We start from the raw sequence: 20,537 nt of genomic DNA on the forward strand, positions 1-20,537 counted from the left end.
TATATACATTGGCATTTTACAATATTAACATAGCTGAAAATTCAAGTCAAACTTTTTTTGCTTTTATGATATAATAGCCTTTCTTTTTTTGAACCACAGAAACTTCGTCAAAAAGCTCCTTCAGTTTTTCAATGGCAGAAGGCCCGCCCTGTTTTTTCTGTATAACGATCCACAATTCACCTGAAGCCCTTAAATGCTCAGCGCTTTTTTCAAAAATGGCATGGACAACTTTTTTTCCGGCGCGGATTGGGGGGTTTGTAATAATAGAAGCAAATGTTTGAGCAGAATCAATATTTGAAAATAAATCACTCTGATAAATTCGAACGTTTTTTATTCCGTTTTTTTCTGCATTTTCATTTGACAGCTCTACGGCTCTTTCATTCACGTCAATCATGTGCACGGTGCGGTCTGTAAATGCACCGGCGAGTGACAGACCGATCGGGCCGTAACCGCAGCCTGCATCCAGGAAGTCACCATCGATCTCCGGTTCTTCAAACGCTTCAATTAAGACACGCGAACCGAAATCAACTTCCTTTTTCGAGAAAACGCCGCTGTCACTTGTGAATGTATAAGATCTGTTCCGCAGTGTAAATGACCATGTCTGTTTATCGCTTTTAACTGAAGGTTTTTCTGAATAATAGTGTTCACTCATCATTAGAACCTCCTTTTATAATGGCACTTAAAGAAAAGCAAAGAAAAAGCCCGCCTCATAAAAGCGAGCTTCCCCTACAGGCAAGTGAAGATTACTTAACTTCTACAGAAGCGCCAACTTCTTCAAGTTTAGCTTTAAGCTCTTCAGCTTCTTCTTTCGCAATACCTTCTTTAAGTGGTTTTGGAGTGTTGTCAACAAGTTCTTTAGCTTCTTTCAAGCCAAGACCAGTGATTTCACGAACAACTTTGATAACTTTGATTTTCTGAGAACCTGCACCAGCAAGGATAAGGTCGAATTCGCTTTGCTCTTCAGCAGCGCCGCCAGCAGCAGCTCCGCCAGCTACAGCTACAGGAGCAGCAGCAGTTACGCCAAATTCTTCTTCGATTGCTTTTACTAGGTCGTTCAATTCAAGTACAGTTGCTTCTTTAACGGAAGCAATGATTTCTTCGATATTTAAAGCCATTTGAAATTCCTCCATTTGTTTTATTTTAGGGTAAAATCAGATTAAGCGCCTTGTTCTTCCTTTTGTTCTGCAACTGCTTTAGCTGCAAGTGCAAGGTTGCGAACTGGAGCTTGAAGTACGCTAAGCAACATAGAAAGTAAGCCATCGCGTGAAGGAAGTTCAGCAAGAGCTTTCACTTCTTCAACAGAAGATACTTTTCCTTCGATAACGCCCGCTTTGATTTCCAGAGCTTCGTGATTCTTCGCGAACTCGTTAAGAACTTTTGCCGGAGCGACAACATCTTCAGTACTGAATGCGATCGCATTCGGTCCAGTTAAGACATCATTCAAACCATCAAGTTCAGCTTGTTCAACCGCACGGCGAGTCATTGTGTTTTTGTACACTTTGAACTCTACGTTAGCTTCGCGAAGCTGTTTACGGAGTTCAGTTACTTCAGAAACGTTAAGTCCGCGGTAGTCAACGATGATCGTTGATTTGCTTTCTTTCAGTTTAGAAGCAATCTCTTCAACAACAACTTTTTTTGTATCAATTGCGCTGCTCATGGTTACACCTCCTGTAGATTTTGTGTAACACTTATACCGCTAGGTGATCACGACTGTGACGACGATTTCATATAAAAAGCCTCCATGTGGACATGGAGGCTGTATATACAAGCATACGTAACGTAATAGCTGTGATATATATACACCTCGGCAGGATATTAAGCCTCAACGGCCCCTGCTGTCTACGGTATAAATGACATATTATATTTTACAACATTTTGAATCATATCAGAATGCTGATCTAAAGTCAAATATTATTTTACGTTGAAAGTAGAAGCGTCTACTTTGACACCAGGGCCCATAGTAGAAGTAACGGCAACGTTTTTCACGTAAACACCTTTAGCCGCAGCCGGTTTTGCTTTCAGGATTGTATCATACATTGTTGTGAAGTTCTCAACAAGTTTTTCATCCTCGAAAGAAACTTTTCCGATCGGAACATGGATGTTACCAGCTTTGTCAACGCGGTATTCTACTTTACCAGCTTTGATTTCGCCGATTGCTTTTTCTACTTCGAATGTAACAGTTCCTGTTTTAGGGTTTGGCATAAGACCTTTTGGTCCAAGCACACGGCCGATTTTACCGACTTCACCCATCATGTCAGGAGTCGCAACGATTACATCGAATTCGAACCAGCCTTGCTGGATTTTCGCGATGTAATCAGAATCGCCAACGTAGTCTGCACCGGCAGCTTCAGCTTCTTTTGCTTTTTCGCCTTTAGCGAATACAAGCACGCGCTGAGTTTTACCAGTTCCGTTAGGAAGTACAACTGCACCGCGGATTTGCTGATCGTTTTTACGAGGGTCAACCCCTAAACGAAAAGCAACTTCAACTGTAGCGTCGAATTTAGCTGTGTTTGTTTTTTTAGTAAGCGCCACTGCTTCAGCGACGTCGTAAGCTTTCGCACGGTCTACAAGCTTCGCAGCTTCAACGTACTTTTTACCTTTTTTAGCCATTTTAAAATTTCCTCCTTATGTGGTTATAGCGGAATAACCTCCCACGAATAAGGGTTGCGAACTTGTGAAAACTCGCAACCCGACAAGAAACAAATTAATCCTCGATAACGATACCCATACTGCGGGCAGTACCTTCAACCATGCGCATTGCCGCTTCAACGTCTGCTGCGTTTAAGTCAGGCATTTTCGTTTCAGCGATTTCGCGAACCTTATCGCGCTTAACGGTTGCCACTTTATTACGGTTTGGTTCACCAGAACCAGACTCAATTCCAGCTGCTTTTTTAAGCAATACTGCAGCAGGCGGAGTTTTTGTAATAAATGTAAATGAACGGTCTTCGTAAACCGAAATTTCAACAGGAATGATTAAACCAGCTTGGTCAGCTGTACGAGCGTTAAACTCCTTACAGAATCCCATGATATTTACACCGGCTTGACCTAGTGCAGGTCCAACTGGCGGCGCTGGGTTAGCTTTTCCAGCAGGAATTTGCAATTTTACAACTTTTACTACTTTTTTAGCCACGAGACACACCTCCTTAAGTCCGTGATGTGGTAATAGGGTAAACCCTCCCACTCAAGGTTTCATTCTTTATATGAATGACGAAATATCAAGCTAGCTGCCTTGGATTAGTCCAAGACGTACCTTTGCTATATTATCATTAATATATAGCAATTTCAAGTTTTTTCACATTACAATTTGTCGATCTGGGTAAATTCCAGTTCAACCGGCGTTTCACGGCCGAACATGTTAACGAATACTTTCACTTTGCTCTTATCATAATCAATCTCTTCAATTGATCCTGTAAAGTTGGCGAAAGGTCCGTCTATGACTTTGACTGTCTCATTCAATTCAAAATCAATGTCGGTTTTCCGCTCATCCATGCCCATCCGCTTTAAGATGGTTTCTGCTTCGCCAGGAAGAAGCGGAGTCGGCTTTGAGCCTGAACCGGCTGATCCGACGAATCCGGTAACGCCCGGCGTGTTGCGGACCACATACCAGGAATCATCAGTCATGACGATTTCTACAAGCACATAACCCGGGAACACTTTCTTTTTGACTACTTTTTTCTTGCCGTTCTTAATATCAGTCTCTTCTTCTTCAGGGACGACAACGCGGAAAATTTTATCCTGCATTCCCATTGATTCCACACGTTTTTCAAGGTTCGCTTTTACTTTGTTTTCATAACCGGAATACGTATGAACAACATACCAATTCTTTTCCATTCTATCAGGACTCTGCAGTCCTTCCCTCCCCGCATTTAAAAATGAAGTGTAAAACAAAAAATAGGCTCAGGGCCTATGAATCCTTTTTTCAACAACACAATAAAAAACCCGCTGAACGGGTTTTGGCAAACGATATTATGATCTATTATAGCACGTATTGCTGATCATTATTCAACTATTAAACGAATTAATTGAGAAATTCCTGTATCAAGGAGGGCAAAAAAGATAACAAAAAAGATAACCGTTGAAATCACCGTGATCGTATAGCGCGTTAACTCTTTGCCTTTAGGCCAGCTAACCTTTTTCATTTCTTTCCCAACATCTTTAAAGAAACTCATCATGCGCATGTAAAAGACCTCCACAATTTAAAAAGCGAACACTATTTTGTTTCTAAATGAGCTGTATGTGAATTGCAAGTGCTGCAGTACTTCTTAACTTCTAACCGCTCAGCCGCTGATGCAGAGCTTTTCATTGTCGTATAATTACGATTTCCGCATGTTTTGCATGCCAGCGTAATCTTTTTTCTCATGTCGTTACACCTTTTCCTAAACATTCATTTATCTTAATAAAATAGCACAGTCAGAAAAATTCTGTCAATATGACACAGAAACCTGCTACAGGCTGATCTCTCTTATTTCTAAATACTTTTCAAGCTTGCGCTTCACGCGCTGCAGGGCATTATCGATCGATTTTACGTGTCGGTTTAAGTCATCTGAAATCTCTTGGTAACTTCTTCCGTCCAAGTACAGAACAAGCACCTTTCTCTCCAGATCGCTCAGCAGTTCTCCCATTTTCATTTCGATATCATCAAATTCTTCCTGATTAATAATCATCTCTTCAGGATTTAACGTTTTAGCGCCTGAAATGACATCAAGCAGTGTTCTGTCAGATTCTTCATCAAAAATAGGTTTGTCTAAAGAAACATAGGAATTTAAAGGAATGTGTTTCTGACGGGTAGCTGTCTTTATTGCGGTAATAATCTGGCGGGTAATGCATAATTCTGCAAAAGCTTTAAATGAAGTGAGCTTGTCCTCTCTAAAGTCTCGGATAGACTTATATAAGCCTATCATCCCTTCCTGTACAATATCTTCTCTGTCGGCCCCTATTAAAAAATAAGACCTTGCTTTCGCCCGTACAAAATTACGGTACTTCGTAATCAAGTAATCTAACGCATCACTATCCCCAACATGAACCTTTTCAATGACCTGCTCGTCCTCCAACTGGCAAAATTGCACTTTGTTGAACTTTCCCTTGCTGTTCTGTAGATTCACTGCGATCCCCCCGGCGCACGTAGATAGAAATATTATACATTAATGGGCGAAAAAGCGTCAACCTAATCCAGACCGCCTCGGCGCCACTTTTCAAACGTTTTCAAAACCTCTTCGGACAGCTCGATTTTACCCGGTGGTTTTTCAGAAGTGATCTTTGAAACCCGCCTTTGAATCCGGCGTTCTATCGTATCCACTTCCCTCAGGAGCTCCCGGGCGGATTTACGGAGAGCCCCTTGTCCGAAAATCGCCCACTGCTCCGTATAATCGGAAGTTGCGACATGAATCTGTGTCGCAATATTGTTTAGCGCCTGGGCAAGCTTCTCGATCCGCTCATCCGCCGTCTCATTCTCCCGTGTGAAAATCACTTCGACTCTGTGATTCGTTTGTTTTTTCTCTATGCCTTTTACCAGGTGTGCGTCAAACACCACAATGACTCTGATTCCCGTGTAGGACTGATATTCCGCCATCTTCTGGATCAGTACATCTCTCGCTTCTTCAAAACTGTTCGCTTTTAAATCCTTTAGCTGCGGCCAAGCTCCAATCATGTTGTATCCGTCTACTAACAGGATGTCCATCTGTCTTCATTCCCCTAAAGGATTGCGCTTCCGGTAGACTTCATACATGAGAAGGCCGGCCGCTACCGACGCATTCAGAGACGTGACTTTTCCCGCCATCGGAAGCTTAATGAGAAAATCACATTTCTCTTTCACAAGCCGCCCCATTCCTCTGCCTTCGCTTCCGATAACGAGCGCCAAAGGCATCTTGCCGTCCATAGAGCGGTAGTCTTCCCGGGCGGATGCATCCGTTCCGACGACCCAAATCCCCCGCTCCTTCATTTCATCAAGTGTCCGGGCAAGGTTGGTCACCTTCACGACGGGAATGTGTTCAATCGCACCGGTCGAAGCTTTTGCGACCGTCGAAGTCAGTCCGACCGCTCTGCGTTTCGGAATCACGATGCCGTGTGCACCGACAGCGTCAGCCGTTCTCATGATGGAACCGAGATTATGAGGGTCTTCCAGCTCGTCCAGTATGAGAAAGAAAGGCTGTTCGTTTCTCTCTTCCGCTCTTTTATATAATTCGTCTAATTGTGCATATTCATATGCCGCCACCTGGGCGACAACACCCTGATGCTGCCCCTCAACCATCTGATCGAGTTTTTTCCTCGGTACAAATTGAATGGTGACGCCGCGCTTTTTAGCAAGCTCCATAACTTGCTGCGCCTGTCCTTTTACTGTGTTTTCCGCCATCCATAACTTATACAGCTTGCGATCTGACTTTAACGTCTCAATCACAGCGTTTTTTCCTATGACGTAATCATGTTGCTGACTCATTTGTTTTCCTCCCTGACGTCCCGACTTGTATAGCCTCAGCAATCAGCTGATTCAGTCTTTCTTCTCTTTTCTCAAGAAAAAGGTATCCGAGTAAAGCCTCAAAAGCTGTACTATGGCGGTACGTCTGTACATCTGTGTTTTTAGGCGTCGTCCCTGATTTCGCGTTTCTGCCTCTTCTCAGCACGGCTTCCTCTTCCTCCGTGAAAAAGGATTCGTCCTGAAGGCGGAACAATATGTCTGCCTGTGATTTTGCCGATACAATCCGGCTCGCCTTCTTATGAAGGTCATTCGGTTTCGTAAAGCCCTGCTTAAGCAGGTGATGCCGGACGTATATTTCAAAAATGGCATCACCCATATAAGCAAGCGCAAGACCGTTTAACTGCTTTGAATCTTTGATTTGTTCAAATTGAAGCATCCGCTTACTCTCCCCGCTTCCAGCGAGTTCCCTGGGCCGTATCTTCAAGAATGATATTCATGCTTTTCAGCTGATCGCGAATCTGGTCTGACAAAGCAAAATCGCGATTGCGGCGGGCTTCATTTCTCTTCTCAATCAACTCTTCAATCTCTTCGTCGACAAGCTCTTCTTCGCCGAGCGTAAGTCCGAGAACAGATCCGATTCTGTCAAACATGCTGATAAAGGCTTTAATGACGTGATCCGCCGTATTGTCTTCCTGCATGTAGTAATTGGCGAGCTTCGCCAGATCAAACCAAACGGAAATCGCATTCGCCGTATTAAAATCATCATCCATTGCTTCTTCAAACGCAGTGCGGTGCTCTTCAATTTTAGCGAGCCATTCCTCATCATTGTCAGTCAGATTCGTGCTGCTAATCAAACGATGGTTTAAATTACTGTAGGCCGTCTTCAGGCGGTTAAACGCGTTTTTTGTTTTCTCAAGCAGCTCTTCCGAATAGTTGATCGGGTGGCGGTAATGAACGGACAGCATGAAAAATCTCAAAAGCTGCGGGTCATATTGCTTAATGATATCGTGCACCAAAACAAAGTTGCCGAGCGATTTTGACATTTTCTCATTATCGATATTGATATATCCGTTGTGAAGCCAGTATTTTGCGAATGTCTTGCCTGTTAATGCTTCAGATTGGGCGATTTCGTTTTCATGGTGCGGGAATGTCAGGTCCTGACCGCCGGCATGAATATCGATTTCGTCACCCAAATACTTTTTCACCATTGCGGAGCATTCAATATGCCAGCCCGGGCGGCCTTTTCCCCAAGGGCTATCCCATGAAATTTCTCCGTCCTTAGCAGCTTTCCAAAGAGCAAAGTCCAGCGCATCCTCTTTCTTCTCGCCGACACGGATACGCGCGCCTGATCTGAGTTCATCAATTGATTGCTGAGATAGCTTGCCGTAGCCTTCGAAGGCCCTTGTTTTGAAATAGACGTCGCCTTCTGATTCATAAGCGTAGCCTTTTTTAATCAGCTCGCTGACAAATTCAATAATGGCGTCCATGTTTTCCATGACCCGGGGATGAAGATCCGCTTTCCGGCATCCGAGGGCGCCCACGTCTTCAAAATACGCTTTAATGAACCGCTCAGAAACGGTCGGGACGTCCTCGCCGAGCTCGTTGGCCGCCTTAATCAGTTTGTCGTCAACATCGGTGAAATTCGATACGTATTGAACATCGTATCCTTTATACTCCAAATAGTTGCGTACGGTATCATACACAATCGCCGGACGGGCGTTTCCGATATGAATATAGTTGTATACAGTCGGTCCGCACACGTACATTTTTACTTTGCCTTCCTCAAGAGGAACGAATGTTTCCTTTTTCCGTGTCAATGTATTATAAAGTGTAATGGTCATTTTTGGTTGATCCTTTCTTTTTTATCTTCCAGTTCAGCCTGCAGTTCAAAAATCTGCTGCTCCAATGCTCTAAACCGGTCAGCAACCGGATCGGGCAAGTCTTGGTGATTGAGATCGCGTTTGATTTTTCTTCCGTTCCGAATGACGACTTTCCCCGGTATGCCGACAACGGTCGAAAAGTCGGGAACATCACGAAGCACAACGGAGCCGGCCCCTACTTTAGAACCCTGCCCGACCGTAATAGAGCCGAGCACCTTCGCTCCGGTTGCAATTAAAGCATCATCTTTTATGGTCGGATGCCGCTTCCCCTTTTCTTTTCCCGTTCCCCCGAGAGTGACACCTTGGAATACCGTCACGTTATTGCCGATTTCACATGTTTCCCCTATGACGACCCCCATACCGTGGTCAATGAAAAACCTTCTCCCGATGGTCGCGCCGGGATGGATTTCAATTCCGGTAAAGAAACGGGCAATCTGTGATATCAGGCGCGCCAGGAAGAAAAATCTCCGTTTATATAAAGCATGTGCAATCCGATGCGCCCATATAGCATGTAAACCAGAATAAGTTAAAACAACTTCGAAATAGCTTCTTGCTGCCGGATCTTGATCGAACACTGTATCTATGTCTTCTTTTAGCATTTTAAAAAACACATGCTTCCCCCCATTCTCTCCCCGCTCCAGTCTGTTTTCCGCCTATAAAAAAAGCGCCTCTGCATGTAAACATGACAGAGACGCTTTTACCGCGCGGTTCCACTCTGTTTGAAAAACAAGTCACTGTTTTCCCAACTTAAAAGCCGGTAACGGCGGCGGCCGCCTTTAAATACTGATTTCCGCAGAAATGTTCTTCAAAGGTCTTAAGGGCGCACTTCTAAAACATGACGCATGAATCTCTCTCAGCCGATGAAGATTCTTTCTGTAATGGTCATTGTTTTATACTCTTCCCTGTCAACAATCGTATATTTAAATGCTTTTCAGGCGTCTTACGGCTGTTTCTCTGCCGATCAGCTCAATGGCCTGCGGAAGCTCCGGACCGTGTGTCTGACCGGTAACCGCTACACGAATCGGCATGAACAGCTTTTTGCCTTTATGGCCTGTTTCTTTCTGAACAGCCTTGATTGAGGCTTTGATCAGCTCAGGCGTAAATTCTTCAAGCTCTTCAAGCTTCGCAGCAAATACGCTGAGCACTTCAGGCACCTGTTCTTCTTCCAGAACGGCTTTTGCCTCTTGATTATACTCGATCTCATCTTTAAAGAACAAATCAGTCAGCTCGACAATTTCAGCGCCGTAGCTCAATTGCTCATGGTAAAGAGAGATTAATTTACGAACCCATTCCTGCTCTTCGGCAGAAAGCTCAGTGCCGACTTTTCCTGCTTTTTGCAGGTGCGGCAGGGTCAGCTCAACAACTTGATCAAGATCCAGCGCTTTGACGTATTGGTTGTTGACCCATTTCAGTTTATGCATATCAAACAGAGCCGGTGACTTAGACAAACGATTTACATCAAAAATGTCAATGAATTGTTCTCTTGTGAAAAGCTCTTCTTCACCGACGGGAGACCAGCCGAGAAGTCCGATAAAGTTAAACAGCGCTTCAGGCAGGTAACCCAGCTCATCATACTGCTCAATAAACTGGATAATTGATTCATCACGTTTACTTAATTTTTTGCGGCTTTCGTTTACGATAAGCGTCATATGTCCGAAGACAGGAACATCCCAGCCGAATGCCTGGAAAATCATGATCTGTTTCGGTGTATTTGAAATGTGATCCTCACCGCGGAGCACGTGCGTCATTTTCATTAAGTAATCGTCAATCGCGACGGCAAAGTTATACGTCGGTGTTCCGTCTTTTTTGACGATGACAAAGTCGCCGATGCCGTCTGATTCAAAAGAAATCTCACCTTTTACGATATCGTTAAATGCGATGATTTTCCCTTCCGGCACGCGGAAACGGATGCTCGGCTGTCTGCCTTCGGCTAAAAACTGCTCCTGCTCTTCCTGAGTCAGGTTTCTGTGTTTGCCGGAATAGCGCGGCATTTCCCCGCGGGCGATTTGCTCTTCACGTTCTTTCTCAAGTTCTTCTTCCGTACAGAAACATTTATAAGCTAGCCCTTTTTCAAGAAGCTCTTCATAGTACTCTTTGTAAATGTCGTTACGCTCAGACTGGCGGTACGGGCCGTATTCTCCGCCGACATCCACACTTTCATCCCAGTCTATGCCGAGCCATTTCAAATAGTTGAGCTGACTTTGCTCTCCGCCTTCAATATTTCGCTTTTTGTCCGTATCCTCAATCCGGATAATAAACTTTCCGCCTTGGCTGCGGGCAAATAAATAGTTAAAAAGCGCCGTTCTGGCGTTACCGATATGCAAATGTCCGGTCGGACTCGGTGCATAACGAACGCGTACTTCATTTCCCATGTTCAAATACTTCCTTTCATCTCGTCTGTAGCCTCTAGCCGAATATATGTATCTATTCTACCACCAAATAGACCGGGCATCAAAACAATGATCAGGCTTTTTGGATCAGAACGGTTGCCTGAGCGGCAATTCCTTCGGCTCTTCCGGTAAACCCGAGCTTTTCTGTCGTCGTTGCTTTTACGTTTACTTGAGAAACGTCCGCCTCAAGGCCTTCCGCTATCCGTTTTCTCATAGCATCAATATGCGGCGCCATTTTCGGCTTTTGCGCAATAATCGTGCAGTCTATATTTCCGAGTACGTATCCTTTTTCTTTAACAATGTTCCAAACATGCTGAAGCAGCTTAAAAGAATCCGCATCTTTGAATTCCGGATCAGTATCCGGGAAATGCTTGCCGATATCTCCTTCACCTGCCGCTCCGAGACACGCGTCTGCGACTGTATGCAGCAATACATCAGCATCTGAATGTCCGAGCAGCCCTTTTTCATAAGGAATTTCAATTCCGCCGATGATGAGAGGACGGCCTTCCGTTAATTGATGCACATCAAATCCTTGTCCGATTCTAAACATTATGATTCCCACTTTCCGCTTTCATGATTGCTTCCGCGGATATCAGATCATCCGGCGTTGTCAGCTTAATATTGGTATAGCTGCCTTCAACGATACTCACCTGATATCCATCAAGACGCTCGACGAGGCTGGCGTCATCCGTCCCTAAGAAGCCTTTGTTTTCCGCTTCCATATGCGCCGTTTTCAATAAAGAAAGACGAAAAGCCTGCGGCGTTTGAACGGCCCACAAGCTTGAACGATCAAAGGTCTCCGCAACCCGGGAGCCTTCCGCCCGTTTTATCGTGTCTTTCACAGGAACAGCCAGGACAGCCGCTCCCGTCTCCTCTGCTGTTTCAACGAGCTTATCGATATGCTGATGTGTGACAAACGGGCGCGCTCCGTCATGAACAAGGACGACCGATTCCTTATCAATCACTTTCAGTCCTTCGTACACACTGTGCTGACGCTCCGCACCTCCGGTAACAAGCTCAATTTCCGTCTGAATCGGAAATTGGGCCAGCAGCTGGTGAAAATCTTCCCGTTCACTCTCGTTTATCACCAGGATTATTTTCTGACAGGGTGCGTGGCTTTCAAAAACCCGCAGTGTGTGTATAATAACAGGCGCACCTTTTAAGCTGATGAACAGCTTATTTTTCCCGGCCTTCATCCGTTTTCCTTGTCCGGCAGCCGGAATAACGACAACATACTCCATATTAACTCCCTCTTAAAGAGCTTTCTCAAGCAGCTTGGGCTTGGCAAAAATCATTCGTCCCGCCGCTGTCTGCAGTACGCTGGTTACGAGCACATCAATATGCTTCCCTATATAATTGCGGCCTTCTTCCACAACAATCATCGTCCCGTCATCCAAGTAAGCCACACCTTGATTATGCTCTTTCCCGTCCTTAATCACCTGCACATTCATCTCTTCGCCCGGAAGCACAACCGGCTTCACCGCGTTTGCAAGGTCATTAATATTCAGTACCGCAACCTTCTGAAGCTCACATACTTTATTTAAATTAAAATCATTCGTCACAACGACGCCGGATGTCAGCTTCGCAAGTTTGACAAGCTTGCTGTCAACCTCCTGAATGTCTTCGAAGTCGCCTTCATAAATTTCAACCGTAATATCCAGTTCCTTTTGAATGCGATTCAAGATATCCAGTCCGCGGCGTCCTCTGTTACGTTTTAAAACATCTGAAGAATCAGCGATATGCTGTAATTCCTCCAGCACAAATTGAGGAATGACAATGACGCCTTCTAAAAAGCCCGTCTGACAAATATCTGCAATTCTCCCATCAATAATAACACTTGTATCCAAGATTTTCAGCCTTTTATCCTGTTCCTCCTGCTCCTCATCAGCACTTCCCTTTTTCTTCTGCATTCTTGCAGAAATGGAGAAAAGACTGATCAGTTCATCCTTTTTCTTAAATCCGACTTGGAAGCCCAGGTAACCGAGAAAGAAAGCCAGAAAGACCGGAATGATGGTGCTGAATATACGGTACGGAATATTGTCCAGCGGAATCACGTTTACAATGAGATATGCGATGATAAGTCCAAAAACCAATCCGAGACTCCCGAATAACAGATCCGGCACCGGAGCTCTCAGCAAAGAATCTTCAATCCATTTTACCCAATTAATCACATATTCTGTCGTCCATATACTGATGAGAAAAAAGATAATAGCACCAATTGCAGCAGACGTATATGCGTTTGTTATTAAAGGTATGTCCTGTATATTTGACAGCACAAACAATTCAGGTATTAAAAAGATACCGACAACGCCGCCCACAATAATGAAGAACGCCTGAACTATTCGTTTTAACATACCTCCACCTCCTTTTAAGTAGCATTTTTTCAGCAGACTGTCAGAGCCTACAAATTCAGAATAAACAAAAACTAACAATAATATACCCGGATTCCGACAGGTTTAAGCGATTCTTAAAGCTGTCTATCTATATAGTGTTTTTCCTGAAGGCGTTTTAAGCCTTTTTTGATTTTTTGGGCGCGCACTTCTCCGATACCCTCGACATCATCAAGCTCTTCCACAGTGGCTTCCGTTATGCTTGGCAAAAATCCGAACGCCTCAACCACATTTTCAACAATCGGCATCGGCAGACGCGGAATTTTGTTCAGCAGCCTGTATCCTCTCGGGAGCACATAATCATCAAGATTCGTAGAAGCCGGATATCCAAGCAGCTTAAACAGAATGGAATCATCAAGCAGATCATAGCTGGACATATCCTGAAGCTCTTTTAACAGCACGAACGGATCTTTGATTTTTTCTTTGACATAGTCTTTGATGAAAAGTGCCGCCTCTTCTTCCATGTCCGTAATCAGTTCAATCACCTGCAGACGGATTAAGTGGCCTTCCGTTCCGAGTTCTTTAATATACATATTGATTTCATTTTTTATTCGGAGCACCATTTCATACCGATGCATGACGGACAGCACGTCACTGAATGTCACAAGCTCCTCAAACTCTAATGCGTTTAAAGCCGTAATCGTTTTGTCTAAAATGGTTTTATACTTCTCAAGCGTTTGAATGGCCTGATTTGCCTTTGTTAAAATAAATCCTATGTCCTTTAGTGTGTACTTCATGCTGTCCTGATATAACGTAATGACATTTCTGCGCTCAGAAATGGCAATGACGAGACAGCCGGTCTGCTTCGCCACCCGTTCCGCCGTACGGTGCCTCATTCCCGTTTCTGAAGAAGAAATGGTCGCCTCCGGCATAAGCTGCGTATTCGCATAAAGAATTTTCTGGCCGGAATCACTTAAAATAATGGCACCGTCCATTTTGGCCAGCTCGTATAAGTGAGCGGGCGCAAATGATGTATTAATATGAAAACCGCCATCGACGACTTGCTTTACCTTATCATTGTATCCGACAACAATCAGGCCGCCTGTATTTGCCCGAAGTACATTCTCTATCCCGGCTCTGAGCGGGGTGCCCGGTGCAACGAACTGCAGAATTGCAGACAGGTCAAGCTCTTGTTTCGCCCCTTTTTTCTCTTTTTCCATCTATTATGATCCTCCTAATGAAGTACGAAGCGCTTCTGCAACATTTGCTACTCCGACAACCTCAATCCCTTTTGGTATTGTCCACCCGTCTGCATTCGCCTCAGGTATGATCATGCGCTTGAAGCCGAGTTTCGCCGCTTCTTTTACGCGCTGTTCGATTCTTGACACCCTGCGGACTTCTCCTGTCAGACCCACTTCACCGATAAAGCAATCTGCGGGATTCGGCGGTGTATCTCTGAAGCTTGAGGCAATGCTGACGGCTACTGCCAAATCAATCGCCGGTTCATCCAGTTTGACCCCGCCGGCGACCTTTAAATACGCATCTTGATTTTGAAGCAAAAGACCCACCCGCTTCTCAAGCACAGCCATAATTAACGACACCCTGTTGTGGTCAATGCCTGTAGCCATGCGGCGCGGGTTTCCAAAACTGGTCGGTGATATGAGCGCCTGAATTTCAACCAGGATCGGTCTCGTTCCTTCCATTGACGCAACGATACTCGAACCTGATGCCCCGGCAGAACGCTCTTCCAAGAATATTTCAGAAGGGTTCAGCACCTCCGTAAGCCCCTCTTCCCGCATTTCAAAGATGCCCATTTCATTTGTGGAGCCGAAACGGTTTTTTACGGCCCGCAAAATACGGAATGTATGGTGCCGCTCTCCTTCAAAGTATAGAACGGTATCGACCATGTGCTCAAGCAATCTCGGCCCTGCGATCGATCCTTCTTTTGTGACGTGTCCGACGATAAAAATAGGTATGCCGTTTGTTTTCGCGATTTTCATCAATTCGGCCGTACACTCTCTTACTTGTGATACACTGCCGGGAGCTGAGGTTATATCACTTTGGTACACGGTCTGAATGGAGTCTACGACAACAAATGCGGGTTTCATCTCTTGTATAGCAGACGAAATATACTCCATATCGGTTTCAGATAAAACATGTAACATTTGGCTGTTGATTCCAAGTCTGTCGGCACGCAGCTTCGTTTGCTTCACGGATTCTTCCCCTGAAATGTAAAGCACGCTGCCGGCCGTATCTGCTAATTGTGCGGATACTTGGAGAAGGAGCGTTGATTTTCCGATCCCGGGATCGCCGCCGATTAATACTAACGAGCCCTTCACAACGCCGCCGCCAAGCACTCTGTTGAATTCTTCGAGCTTTGTGTGAACGCGGGGTTCTTCCGATGTTTCAATTGATGTAATGGGTGATGGTTTCTGGACGGTTTGAACGGAGTGGGAGAAAGCCGCCCGCCGATTCGCCGGCGCTTTTTTTATGGTTTCTTCCACCATTGTATTCCAAGCCCCGCAGCCCGGGCACTTTCCCATCCATTTTGCGGATTCATAACCGCATGAGTGGCAGATGAATTTTGTTTTTGATTTAGCCATATATGTTGTAAGACCTCTTCCTTATCGAATATTTCTCTATATAACAAAGTGAGGCATACACTCGCTTACGTATGCCTCATGTTTGTCACTATATTAGTTCGTTTTAGCAGTTGTTTTTACGACAAATTCGCCGTCCTCAACATCAAGAACAATGTGCTGGCCTTTATCAATATTGCCTCTGAGGAGTTCTTCTGATAATCGGTCCTCCACATGCTTTTGAATCGCTCTTCTTAACGGACGTGCGCCGTATTCCAAATCGACGCCCTCTTCTGCTACTTTTGCTTTTGCAGCATCCGTCAGCTCGATAGAGAGATCTTGTTCTTTCAGACGTTTTGTTAACTGATCAGACATAAGCGACACGATGTCTGTAAGATGTTTTTTCTCAAGGGAGTGGAAGACGATAATTTCGTCAATCCGGTTGATAAACTCAGGCCTGAAGGCACGCTTCAGCTCTCCCATGACTTTGTCTTTCATGTCTTTATGGTTTTGTGATTCATCCTGCACATTGAAGCCCACATATTTGTTGCGTTTCAGCTCGCTCGCTCCGACGTTTGACGTCATAATCAGGATCGTGTTGCGGAAATCCACAGTGCGTCCTTTTGAATCAGTCAAGCGTCCGTCTTCAAGCACTTGCAGGAGAATGTTAAACACATCAGGGTGCGCTTTTTCAATTTCATCAAGCAATACGACAGAGTATGGTTTTCTTCTCACTTTTTCTGTCAGCTGGCCGCCTTCATCATAGCCGACATATCCCGGAGGAGAACCGACAAGACGTGAAGTCGAGTGTTTCTCCATGTATTCGGACATATCCACTCTGATCATCGCTTCCTCATCACCGAAAATGGATTCCGCCAGCGCTCGTGCCAGCTCTGTCTTCCCAACGCCTGTAGGGCCTAAGAAGATGAATGAACCAATCGGGCGTTTCGGGTCCTTCAGACCGGCTCTTGCACGTCTGACAGCCTTTGCAACGGCTACAACAGCTTCATCCTGGCCGATGACGCGGGAGTGCAGAATGCTTTCCATATTGAGAAGCTTATCTGTCTCCGTTTGGGCAATTTTAGATACGGGCACCCCGGTCCAGCTGGATACAACCATCGCAATATCCTCTACAGAAACTTCGGAGTTCTCCTGGCCTTGTTTTTCTTTCCACGTTTTTTTCGTGTCTTCCACCTGTTCTCTCAAGCGCTGCTCCGTATCACGAAGGGAAGCCGCTTTTTCAAACTCCTGGCTCTGAACGGCAGCGTCTTTTTCCTTGCGAACTTCATCGAGTTTCTGCTCCAGCTCTTTTAAGTTCGGAGGCGTTGTGAAAGAACGGAGACGCACTTTTGAACCGGCTTCATCAATTAAATCGATCGCTTTATCCGGAAGGAAGCGGTCAGAAATATAACGGTCGGACAATTTTACCGCCGCTTCAATCGCTTCATCGGTAATGGATACGCGGTGATGCGCTTCATAGCGGTCACGGAGCCCTTTTAAAATTTGAATGCTTTCATCGGCTGACGGCTGATCCACCTGAATCGGCTGGAAACGGCGCTCCAGAGCCGCGTCTTTTTCGATATATTTACGGTATTCATCAAGCGTTGTCGCACCGATGCATTGAAGCTCTCCGCGGGCCAGTGAAGGTTTTAAGATATTCGATGCGTCAATCGCACCTTCTGCTCCCCCCGCTCCGATCAGTGTATGCAGTTCGTCAATGAATAAAATAATATTGCCGGCCTGACGTATTTCATCCATTACTTTTTTCAAGCGGTCTTCAAATTCTCCGCGGTATTTCGTACCGGCTACAACCGTACCCATGTCTAATGTCATTACACGTTTATCACGTAAAATTTCCGGCACTTCATTATTGATGATCTGCTGTGCGAGGCCTTCAGCAATCGCAGTTTTACCGACACCCGGTTCTCCGATAAGAACGGGATTATTTTTCGTTCTGCGGCTTAATACCTCAATAACACGCTGAATTTCTTTGCTTCGGCCGATAACCGGATCAAGACTGTCTTCCTTCGCAATCGCAGTTAAATCACGCGCCAGACTGTCCAGCGTCGGCGTGTTTGCATTGCTGTTCGTACCGGATGCAGAAGATCCCGTCTCATTGCTTCCCAGAAGCTGCAGCACTTGCTGTCTCGCCTTATTCAAGCTGACACCGAGATTATTCAGAACTCTCGCCGCCACGCCTTCTCCTTCACGAATCAGTCCGAGAAGTATGTGTTCTGTTCCCACATAAGAATGTCCTAGCTTTCTGGCTTCATCCATGCTGAGCTCAATGACTTTTTTTGCTCTTGGCGTATAATGAATCGTTTGAGACATTTCCTGTCCCCGTCCGATTAAGCTCTCCACTTCTTTCTGAATTTTATCCGAACCGAGTCCGAGTGCTTGGAGTGCTTTAGCCGCAATCCCTTCTCCTTCACGAACCAGACCTAATAAGATATGTTCAGTTCCAATATTGTTATGGCCTAAGCGCAGTGCTTCTTCCTGTGCCAGTGCCAATACCTTTTGAGCTCGCTCTGTAAACCTTCCAAACATCATATCGAATCATCCTCCTGTCTATTTGCACTCATTTCTAAATGCAGCCTTTCCCTGATAAGAGCCGCTCTTCTCGCGTCTCTTTCGTTCGGCCGTAATGCACCGCCCGAATATTGCTGGAGAAAACCCGGCTGTGTCAAAATCATCAGTTCATTAAGTATATTGCTTGATAGCCCTTTGATGATCCCCAGGTCTATCCCCAGCCGAACGTCAGAAAGGCATTTCGCCGTTTCCTTTGATTCAATCATACGGCAGTTGGATAAAACACCGTAAGATCTGAATACCCGGTCCTCCAATTCAATTTTCGAGGTTTGGTAAAGCGCTTCTCGGGCTGAACGTTCCTGCTCAATCAGCTGGGCAGCCACACTGTTTAAATCATCTACAATGTCCTGTTCTGATTTTCCGAGTGTGATTTGATTTGAAATTTGAAAGATATTTCCTAATGCTTCGCTGCCTTCACCGTAAATTCCTCTAACAACTAAGCCTAATTGGTTAATTGCCGGTATAATTCGATTCATTTGCCTAGTTAATACAAGGCCCGGCAAATGCATCATGACTGAAGCCCTTAGTCCCGTCCCTACATTTGTAGGACAGCTTGTTAAGTACCCTCTCTTCTCTCCAAAGGCGTAATCCACTTTCTCCTCAATCCAGTCATCAACCTGGTTTGCCGCTTTTATGGCGTTGAGAAGCTGGAAGCCGGGGAAGAGGCATTGAATTCTGATATGATCTTCTTCATTTAACATAATGCTGACTTCTTCATTTTCAGAAAGCAGACAGCCGCCAAAAGGAGATTCCGTTAAATTCGGGCTGATGAGATGTTTCTCCATCAGCACCCGTTTTTCCAAAGGCTGAGCTTCACTCATTCTGATTAAATGAAATTGACCGATATCAGGCAGTTCTTTTCCTGAAAAATGATCTTCGAATTGCTGAATGATGGATGAGGCTTCTTCATTCGTATACCGGGCGGGAAACTTTATATTTTCAAAGTTTCGGGCCAACCGTATACGGCTGCTGAGTACAATGTCACTTTCAGGTCCCTCTTGCTTCATCCAATTGCTTAGTGCGTCCTGAATAAAATGCTTGAGCGACATTACCCTTGTTCCCCCTCACTGTCTTTACTTTTTAATTTTTGCTCTAACGATCGGATCTGATCCCTGACCTCCGCTGCTCTTTCAAACTCTTCGTGGTGTATTAAAGATTCAAGTTCTTTTTTTAACATTTCCATTTGCCGTCTTACATGCAGGTTTCCGCCTATTCGTTTTGGAATTTTCCCGGCATGCACCGTATTCCCGCTGTGAACTTTTCGCAAGATCGGCGTAATTTGGCTGTAGAACGTATCGTAACATTCCGCACAGCCGAAACGCCCTGTTTTTCTCAGCTGCTGAAACGTCATACCGCATTTCTTACAAGCTGTCCCTTGCTCTGAATAGCCGAACATTTGAGAACCGGTGTTTTGAAATGAAGACTCCATATTCAGCAGCCCTGATAATAAATTATGAATCGAGAACCCTTGGTTTCCACTTATACTGTATGAATCGCTATTTTCTTTTGCACATTGTTCACAAATATGAACTTCTTGTTTTTCTCCATTAACAACTTTCGTAAAGTGAAAAGTGGCCGGTCTCTCATTGCATTCTTGACAAATCAATCTTTTCACCCGCTTACTTTAGTTTTAAAGATGTGAGCATTGCTTTCATCATTCTGGCTCTTAGCTCATCCCGTTCGGGCAAATCAATATATAGAACTGAACGATCCATTACACTCACCATCATTTTAGCTTCTCTTTCCGAAATAACTCCGTCCTCTAACAGTCTGAGAATAATGTCATCAGAGGCTGCCTGGGACAAGTGGGTATGAATCTGCGAAATAATATTATTGATGAGGACGACTTCGTTATTCATTTTAATTTTGATAATACGAATATAACCGCCGCCTCCCCGTTTACTTTCAACAATATATCCTCTTTCACTTGTAAATCTGGTGTTGATGACATAATTTATTTGGGAAGGAACACATTGAAATTTATCAGCGATTTCACTGCGTTTGATCTCTAAAATTTCTTTGCCATTTTGATCTAATACTTGTTTCAAGTACTGTTCAATGATGTCAGAAATATTATGTCCCACTCAACCCCCTCCTTTATTGACTTTGACTATATTTGACTTTAATCTTACTATAAGGTGTTTCGCAAAATTTTTCAACTGTATCGCTCTATCTCTATTATTTCCACTTTGCACAAGCATAAAACCTGCTTTTGCAAAAAGGCATATCGTTACGTTTCTCATATTATATAACGTATGCAAAAAAACACAAAAAAGGCAGCTCATGATGAGCTGCCTTTACCGTAATGATAGCTTGGCGGCGTCCTACTCTCACAGGGGGAAACCCCCGACTACCAT

24 protein-coding genes, 1 rRNA gene and 2 other annotated features (1 of these 27 cut by a window edge) are annotated in these 20,537 nt (G+C 44.7%); all 25 genes read right to left on the reverse strand.

Going from position 1 to position 20,537, the window contains the following annotated elements; genetic code table 11:
• Positions 1-46: 46 nt before the first annotated feature.
• Positions 47-652 (reverse strand): class I SAM-dependent methyltransferase, encoded by a 606-nt coding sequence (locus tag CXL14_RS02725; protein ID WP_015388780.1) that lies wholly within the window; start codon positions 650-652, stop codon positions 47-49.
• A 91-nt stretch (positions 653-743) separates the two neighbouring features.
• Complete coding sequence (rplL, locus tag CXL14_RS02730) at positions 744-1,115, reverse strand: 50S ribosomal protein L7/L12 (protein WP_003156436.1); 372 nt, start codon at positions 1,113-1,115, stop codon at positions 744-746.
• Positions 1,116-1,156: 41 nt separating this feature from the next.
• Positions 1,157-1,657, reverse strand: coding sequence for a 50S ribosomal protein L10 (gene rplJ, locus CXL14_RS02735; protein WP_014416746.1), 501 nt, complete (start codon positions 1,655-1,657; stop codon positions 1,157-1,159).
• A 63-nt stretch (positions 1,658-1,720) separates the two neighbouring features.
• Positions 1,721-1,863 (reverse strand) — a sequence feature (ribosomal protein L10 leader region).
• A gap of 48 nt (positions 1,864-1,911) precedes the next feature.
• The gene (rplA, locus tag CXL14_RS02740) at positions 1,912-2,610 is read right to left on the reverse strand and encodes a 50S ribosomal protein L1 (protein WP_003156431.1); all 699 of its coding nucleotides are present in this window, start codon (positions 2,608-2,610) and stop codon (positions 1,912-1,914) included.
• A 94-nt stretch (positions 2,611-2,704) separates the two neighbouring features.
• Complete coding sequence (rplK, locus tag CXL14_RS02745; protein ID WP_003156430.1) at positions 2,705-3,130, reverse strand: 50S ribosomal protein L11; 426 nt, start codon at positions 3,128-3,130, stop codon at positions 2,705-2,707.
• Between the two features lie 167 nt (positions 3,131-3,297).
• Positions 3,298-3,831 carry a transcription termination/antitermination protein NusG gene (nusG, locus tag CXL14_RS02750; protein WP_003156423.1) on the reverse strand — a complete coding sequence of 178 codons (534 nt, stop codon included), beginning with the start codon at positions 3,829-3,831 and terminating at the stop codon, positions 3,298-3,300.
• A gap of 167 nt (positions 3,832-3,998) precedes the next feature.
• Positions 3,999-4,178 (reverse strand): preprotein translocase subunit SecE, encoded by a 180-nt coding sequence (secE, locus tag CXL14_RS02755; protein WP_003156422.1) that lies wholly within the window; start codon positions 4,176-4,178, stop codon positions 3,999-4,001.
• A gap of 32 nt (positions 4,179-4,210) precedes the next feature.
• Entirely contained in the window at positions 4,211-4,360 is a 150-nt protein-coding gene (gene rpmG, locus CXL14_RS02760; protein ID WP_003156421.1) for a 50S ribosomal protein L33, read from the reverse strand.
• Positions 4,361-4,445: 85 nt separating this feature from the next.
• Positions 4,446-5,102: an RNA polymerase sporulation sigma factor SigH gene (sigH, locus tag CXL14_RS02765; RefSeq protein ID WP_003156415.1), complete on the reverse strand. Its 657-nt coding sequence runs from the start codon at positions 5,100-5,102 to the stop codon at positions 4,446-4,448.
• Between the two features lie 62 nt (positions 5,103-5,164).
• A complete protein-coding gene (gene rae1, locus CXL14_RS02770; RefSeq protein ID WP_003156414.1) occupies positions 5,165-5,677 on the reverse strand; it encodes a ribosome-dependent mRNA decay endonuclease Rae1/YacP in 513 nt (170 codons plus the stop codon).
• A gap of 6 nt (positions 5,678-5,683) precedes the next feature.
• Complete coding sequence (gene rlmB, locus CXL14_RS02775; protein ID WP_003156413.1) at positions 5,684-6,433, reverse strand: 23S rRNA (guanosine(2251)-2'-O)-methyltransferase RlmB; 750 nt, start codon at positions 6,431-6,433, stop codon at positions 5,684-5,686.
• Positions 6,417-6,848 (reverse strand): Mini-ribonuclease 3, encoded by a 432-nt coding sequence (locus CXL14_RS02780; protein WP_003156412.1) that lies wholly within the window; start codon positions 6,846-6,848, stop codon positions 6,417-6,419. Before CXL14_RS02780 ends, rlmB begins: the two co-directional genes overlap by 17 nt.
• A gap of 4 nt (positions 6,849-6,852) precedes the next feature.
• Positions 6,853-8,253, reverse strand: coding sequence for a cysteine--tRNA ligase (gene cysS, locus CXL14_RS02785; RefSeq protein WP_003156411.1), 1,401 nt, complete (start codon positions 8,251-8,253; stop codon positions 6,853-6,855).
• The gene (cysE, locus tag CXL14_RS02790) at positions 8,250-8,903 is read right to left on the reverse strand and encodes a serine O-acetyltransferase (RefSeq protein WP_014416745.1); all 654 of its coding nucleotides are present in this window, start codon (positions 8,901-8,903) and stop codon (positions 8,250-8,252) included. Before cysE ends, cysS begins: the two co-directional genes overlap by 4 nt.
• A gap of 73 nt (positions 8,904-8,976) precedes the next feature.
• Positions 8,977-9,210: a binding site (T-box leader), on the reverse strand.
• 2 nt (positions 9,211-9,212) lie between these two features.
• Positions 9,213-10,664, reverse strand: coding sequence for a glutamate--tRNA ligase (gene gltX, locus CXL14_RS02795; protein WP_014416744.1), 1,452 nt, complete (start codon positions 10,662-10,664; stop codon positions 9,213-9,215).
• Positions 10,665-10,755: 91 nt separating this feature from the next.
• The gene (gene ispF, locus CXL14_RS02800) at positions 10,756-11,232 is read right to left on the reverse strand and encodes a 2-C-methyl-D-erythritol 2,4-cyclodiphosphate synthase (protein WP_003156407.1); all 477 of its coding nucleotides are present in this window, start codon (positions 11,230-11,232) and stop codon (positions 10,756-10,758) included.
• Entirely contained in the window at positions 11,225-11,923 is a 699-nt protein-coding gene (gene ispD, locus CXL14_RS02805; RefSeq protein ID WP_014416743.1) for a 2-C-methyl-D-erythritol 4-phosphate cytidylyltransferase, read from the reverse strand. The genes ispF and ispD overlap by 8 nt, the downstream gene beginning before the upstream one ends.
• 12 nt (positions 11,924-11,935) lie before the next feature.
• Positions 11,936-13,036: a PIN/TRAM domain-containing protein gene (locus tag CXL14_RS02810; protein ID WP_003156403.1), complete on the reverse strand. Its 1,101-nt coding sequence runs from the start codon at positions 13,034-13,036 to the stop codon at positions 11,936-11,938.
• 113 nt (positions 13,037-13,149) lie between these two features.
• Positions 13,150-14,232 carry a DNA integrity scanning diadenylate cyclase DisA gene (disA, locus tag CXL14_RS02815; RefSeq protein WP_003156401.1) on the reverse strand — a complete coding sequence of 361 codons (1,083 nt, stop codon included), beginning with the start codon at positions 14,230-14,232 and terminating at the stop codon, positions 13,150-13,152.
• Positions 14,233-14,235: 3 nt separating this feature from the next.
• Positions 14,236-15,615: a DNA repair protein RadA gene (gene radA, locus CXL14_RS02820; protein ID WP_014416742.1), complete on the reverse strand. Its 1,380-nt coding sequence runs from the start codon at positions 15,613-15,615 to the stop codon at positions 14,236-14,238.
• Between the two features lie 93 nt (positions 15,616-15,708).
• The gene (gene clpC / locus CXL14_RS02825; RefSeq protein ID WP_007410388.1) at positions 15,709-18,141 is read right to left on the reverse strand and encodes an ATP-dependent protease ATP-binding subunit ClpC; all 2,433 of its coding nucleotides are present in this window, start codon (positions 18,139-18,141) and stop codon (positions 15,709-15,711) included.
• Complete coding sequence (locus tag CXL14_RS02830) at positions 18,138-19,229, reverse strand: protein-arginine kinase McsB (protein ID WP_014416741.1); 1,092 nt, start codon at positions 19,227-19,229, stop codon at positions 18,138-18,140. Before CXL14_RS02830 ends, clpC begins: the two co-directional genes overlap by 4 nt.
• Positions 19,229-19,786: a protein-arginine kinase activator protein McsA gene (locus tag CXL14_RS02835; protein ID WP_007410387.1), complete on the reverse strand. Its 558-nt coding sequence runs from the start codon at positions 19,784-19,786 to the stop codon at positions 19,229-19,231. Before CXL14_RS02835 ends, CXL14_RS02830 begins: the two co-directional genes overlap by 1 nt.
• 13 nt (positions 19,787-19,799) lie before the next feature.
• Positions 19,800-20,264: a transcriptional regulator CtsR gene (ctsR, locus tag CXL14_RS02840; RefSeq protein WP_003156396.1), complete on the reverse strand. Its 465-nt coding sequence runs from the start codon at positions 20,262-20,264 to the stop codon at positions 19,800-19,802.
• Positions 20,265-20,491: 227 nt separating this feature from the next.
• Positions 20,492-20,537, reverse strand: a 5S ribosomal RNA gene (gene rrf, locus CXL14_RS02850); it runs 70 nt beyond the window's last position.

This window comes from Bacillus sp. SJ-10, assembly GCF_002843505.1.
GTDB classification, from domain to species: Bacteria; Bacillota; Bacilli; order Bacillales; family Bacillaceae; genus Bacillus; species Bacillus velezensis.

Coding starts and splice junctions, on each gene's coding strand:
- CXL14_RS02725 (WP_015388780.1), bottom strand. CDS start 652: ATGAGTGAACACTATTATTCAGAAAAACCTTCAGTTAAAAGCGATAAA.
- rplL (WP_003156436.1), bottom strand. CDS start 1,115: ATGGCTTTAAATATCGAAGAAATCATTGCTTCCGTTAAAGAAGCAACT.
- rplJ (WP_014416746.1), bottom strand. CDS start 1,657: ATGAGCAGCGCAATTGATACAAAAAAAGTTGTTGTTGAAGAGATTGCT.
- rplA (WP_003156431.1), bottom strand. CDS start 2,610: ATGGCTAAAAAAGGTAAAAAGTACGTTGAAGCTGCGAAGCTTGTAGAC.
- nusG (WP_003156423.1), bottom strand. CDS start 3,831: ATGGAAAAGAATTGGTATGTTGTTCATACGTATTCCGGTTATGAAAAC.
- secE (WP_003156422.1), bottom strand. CDS start 4,178: ATGCGCATGATGAGTTTCTTTAAAGATGTTGGGAAAGAAATGAAAAAG.
- rpmG (WP_003156421.1), bottom strand. CDS start 4,360: ATGAGAAAAAAGATTACGCTGGCATGCAAAACATGCGGAAATCGTAAT.
- rae1 (WP_003156414.1), bottom strand. CDS start 5,677: ATGGACATCCTGTTAGTAGACGGATACAACATGATTGGAGCTTGGCCG.
- rlmB (WP_003156413.1), bottom strand. CDS start 6,433: ATGAGTCAGCAACATGATTACGTCATAGGAAAAAACGCTGTGATTGAG.
- CXL14_RS02780 (WP_003156412.1), bottom strand. CDS start 6,848: ATGCTTCAATTTGAACAAATCAAAGATTCAAAGCAGTTAAACGGTCTT.
- cysS (WP_003156411.1), bottom strand. CDS start 8,253: ATGACCATTACACTTTATAATACATTGACACGGAAAAAGGAAACATTC.
- gltX (WP_014416744.1), bottom strand. CDS start 10,664: ATGGGAAATGAAGTACGCGTTCGTTATGCACCGAGTCCGACCGGACAT.
- ispF (WP_003156407.1), bottom strand. CDS start 11,232: ATGTTTAGAATCGGACAAGGATTTGATGTGCATCAATTAACGGAAGGC.
- ispD (WP_014416743.1), bottom strand. CDS start 11,923: ATGGAGTATGTTGTCGTTATTCCGGCTGCCGGACAAGGAAAACGGATG.
- CXL14_RS02810 (WP_003156403.1), bottom strand. CDS start 13,036: ATGTTAAAACGAATAGTTCAGGCGTTCTTCATTATTGTGGGCGGCGTT.
- disA (WP_003156401.1), bottom strand. CDS start 14,232: ATGGAAAAAGAGAAAAAAGGGGCGAAACAAGAGCTTGACCTGTCTGCA.
- radA (WP_014416742.1), bottom strand. CDS start 15,615: ATGGCTAAATCAAAAACAAAATTCATCTGCCACTCATGCGGTTATGAA.
- clpC (WP_007410388.1), bottom strand. CDS start 18,141: ATGATGTTTGGAAGGTTTACAGAGCGAGCTCAAAAGGTATTGGCACTG.
- CXL14_RS02830 (WP_014416741.1), bottom strand. CDS start 19,229: ATGTCGCTCAAGCATTTTATTCAGGACGCACTAAGCAATTGGATGAAG.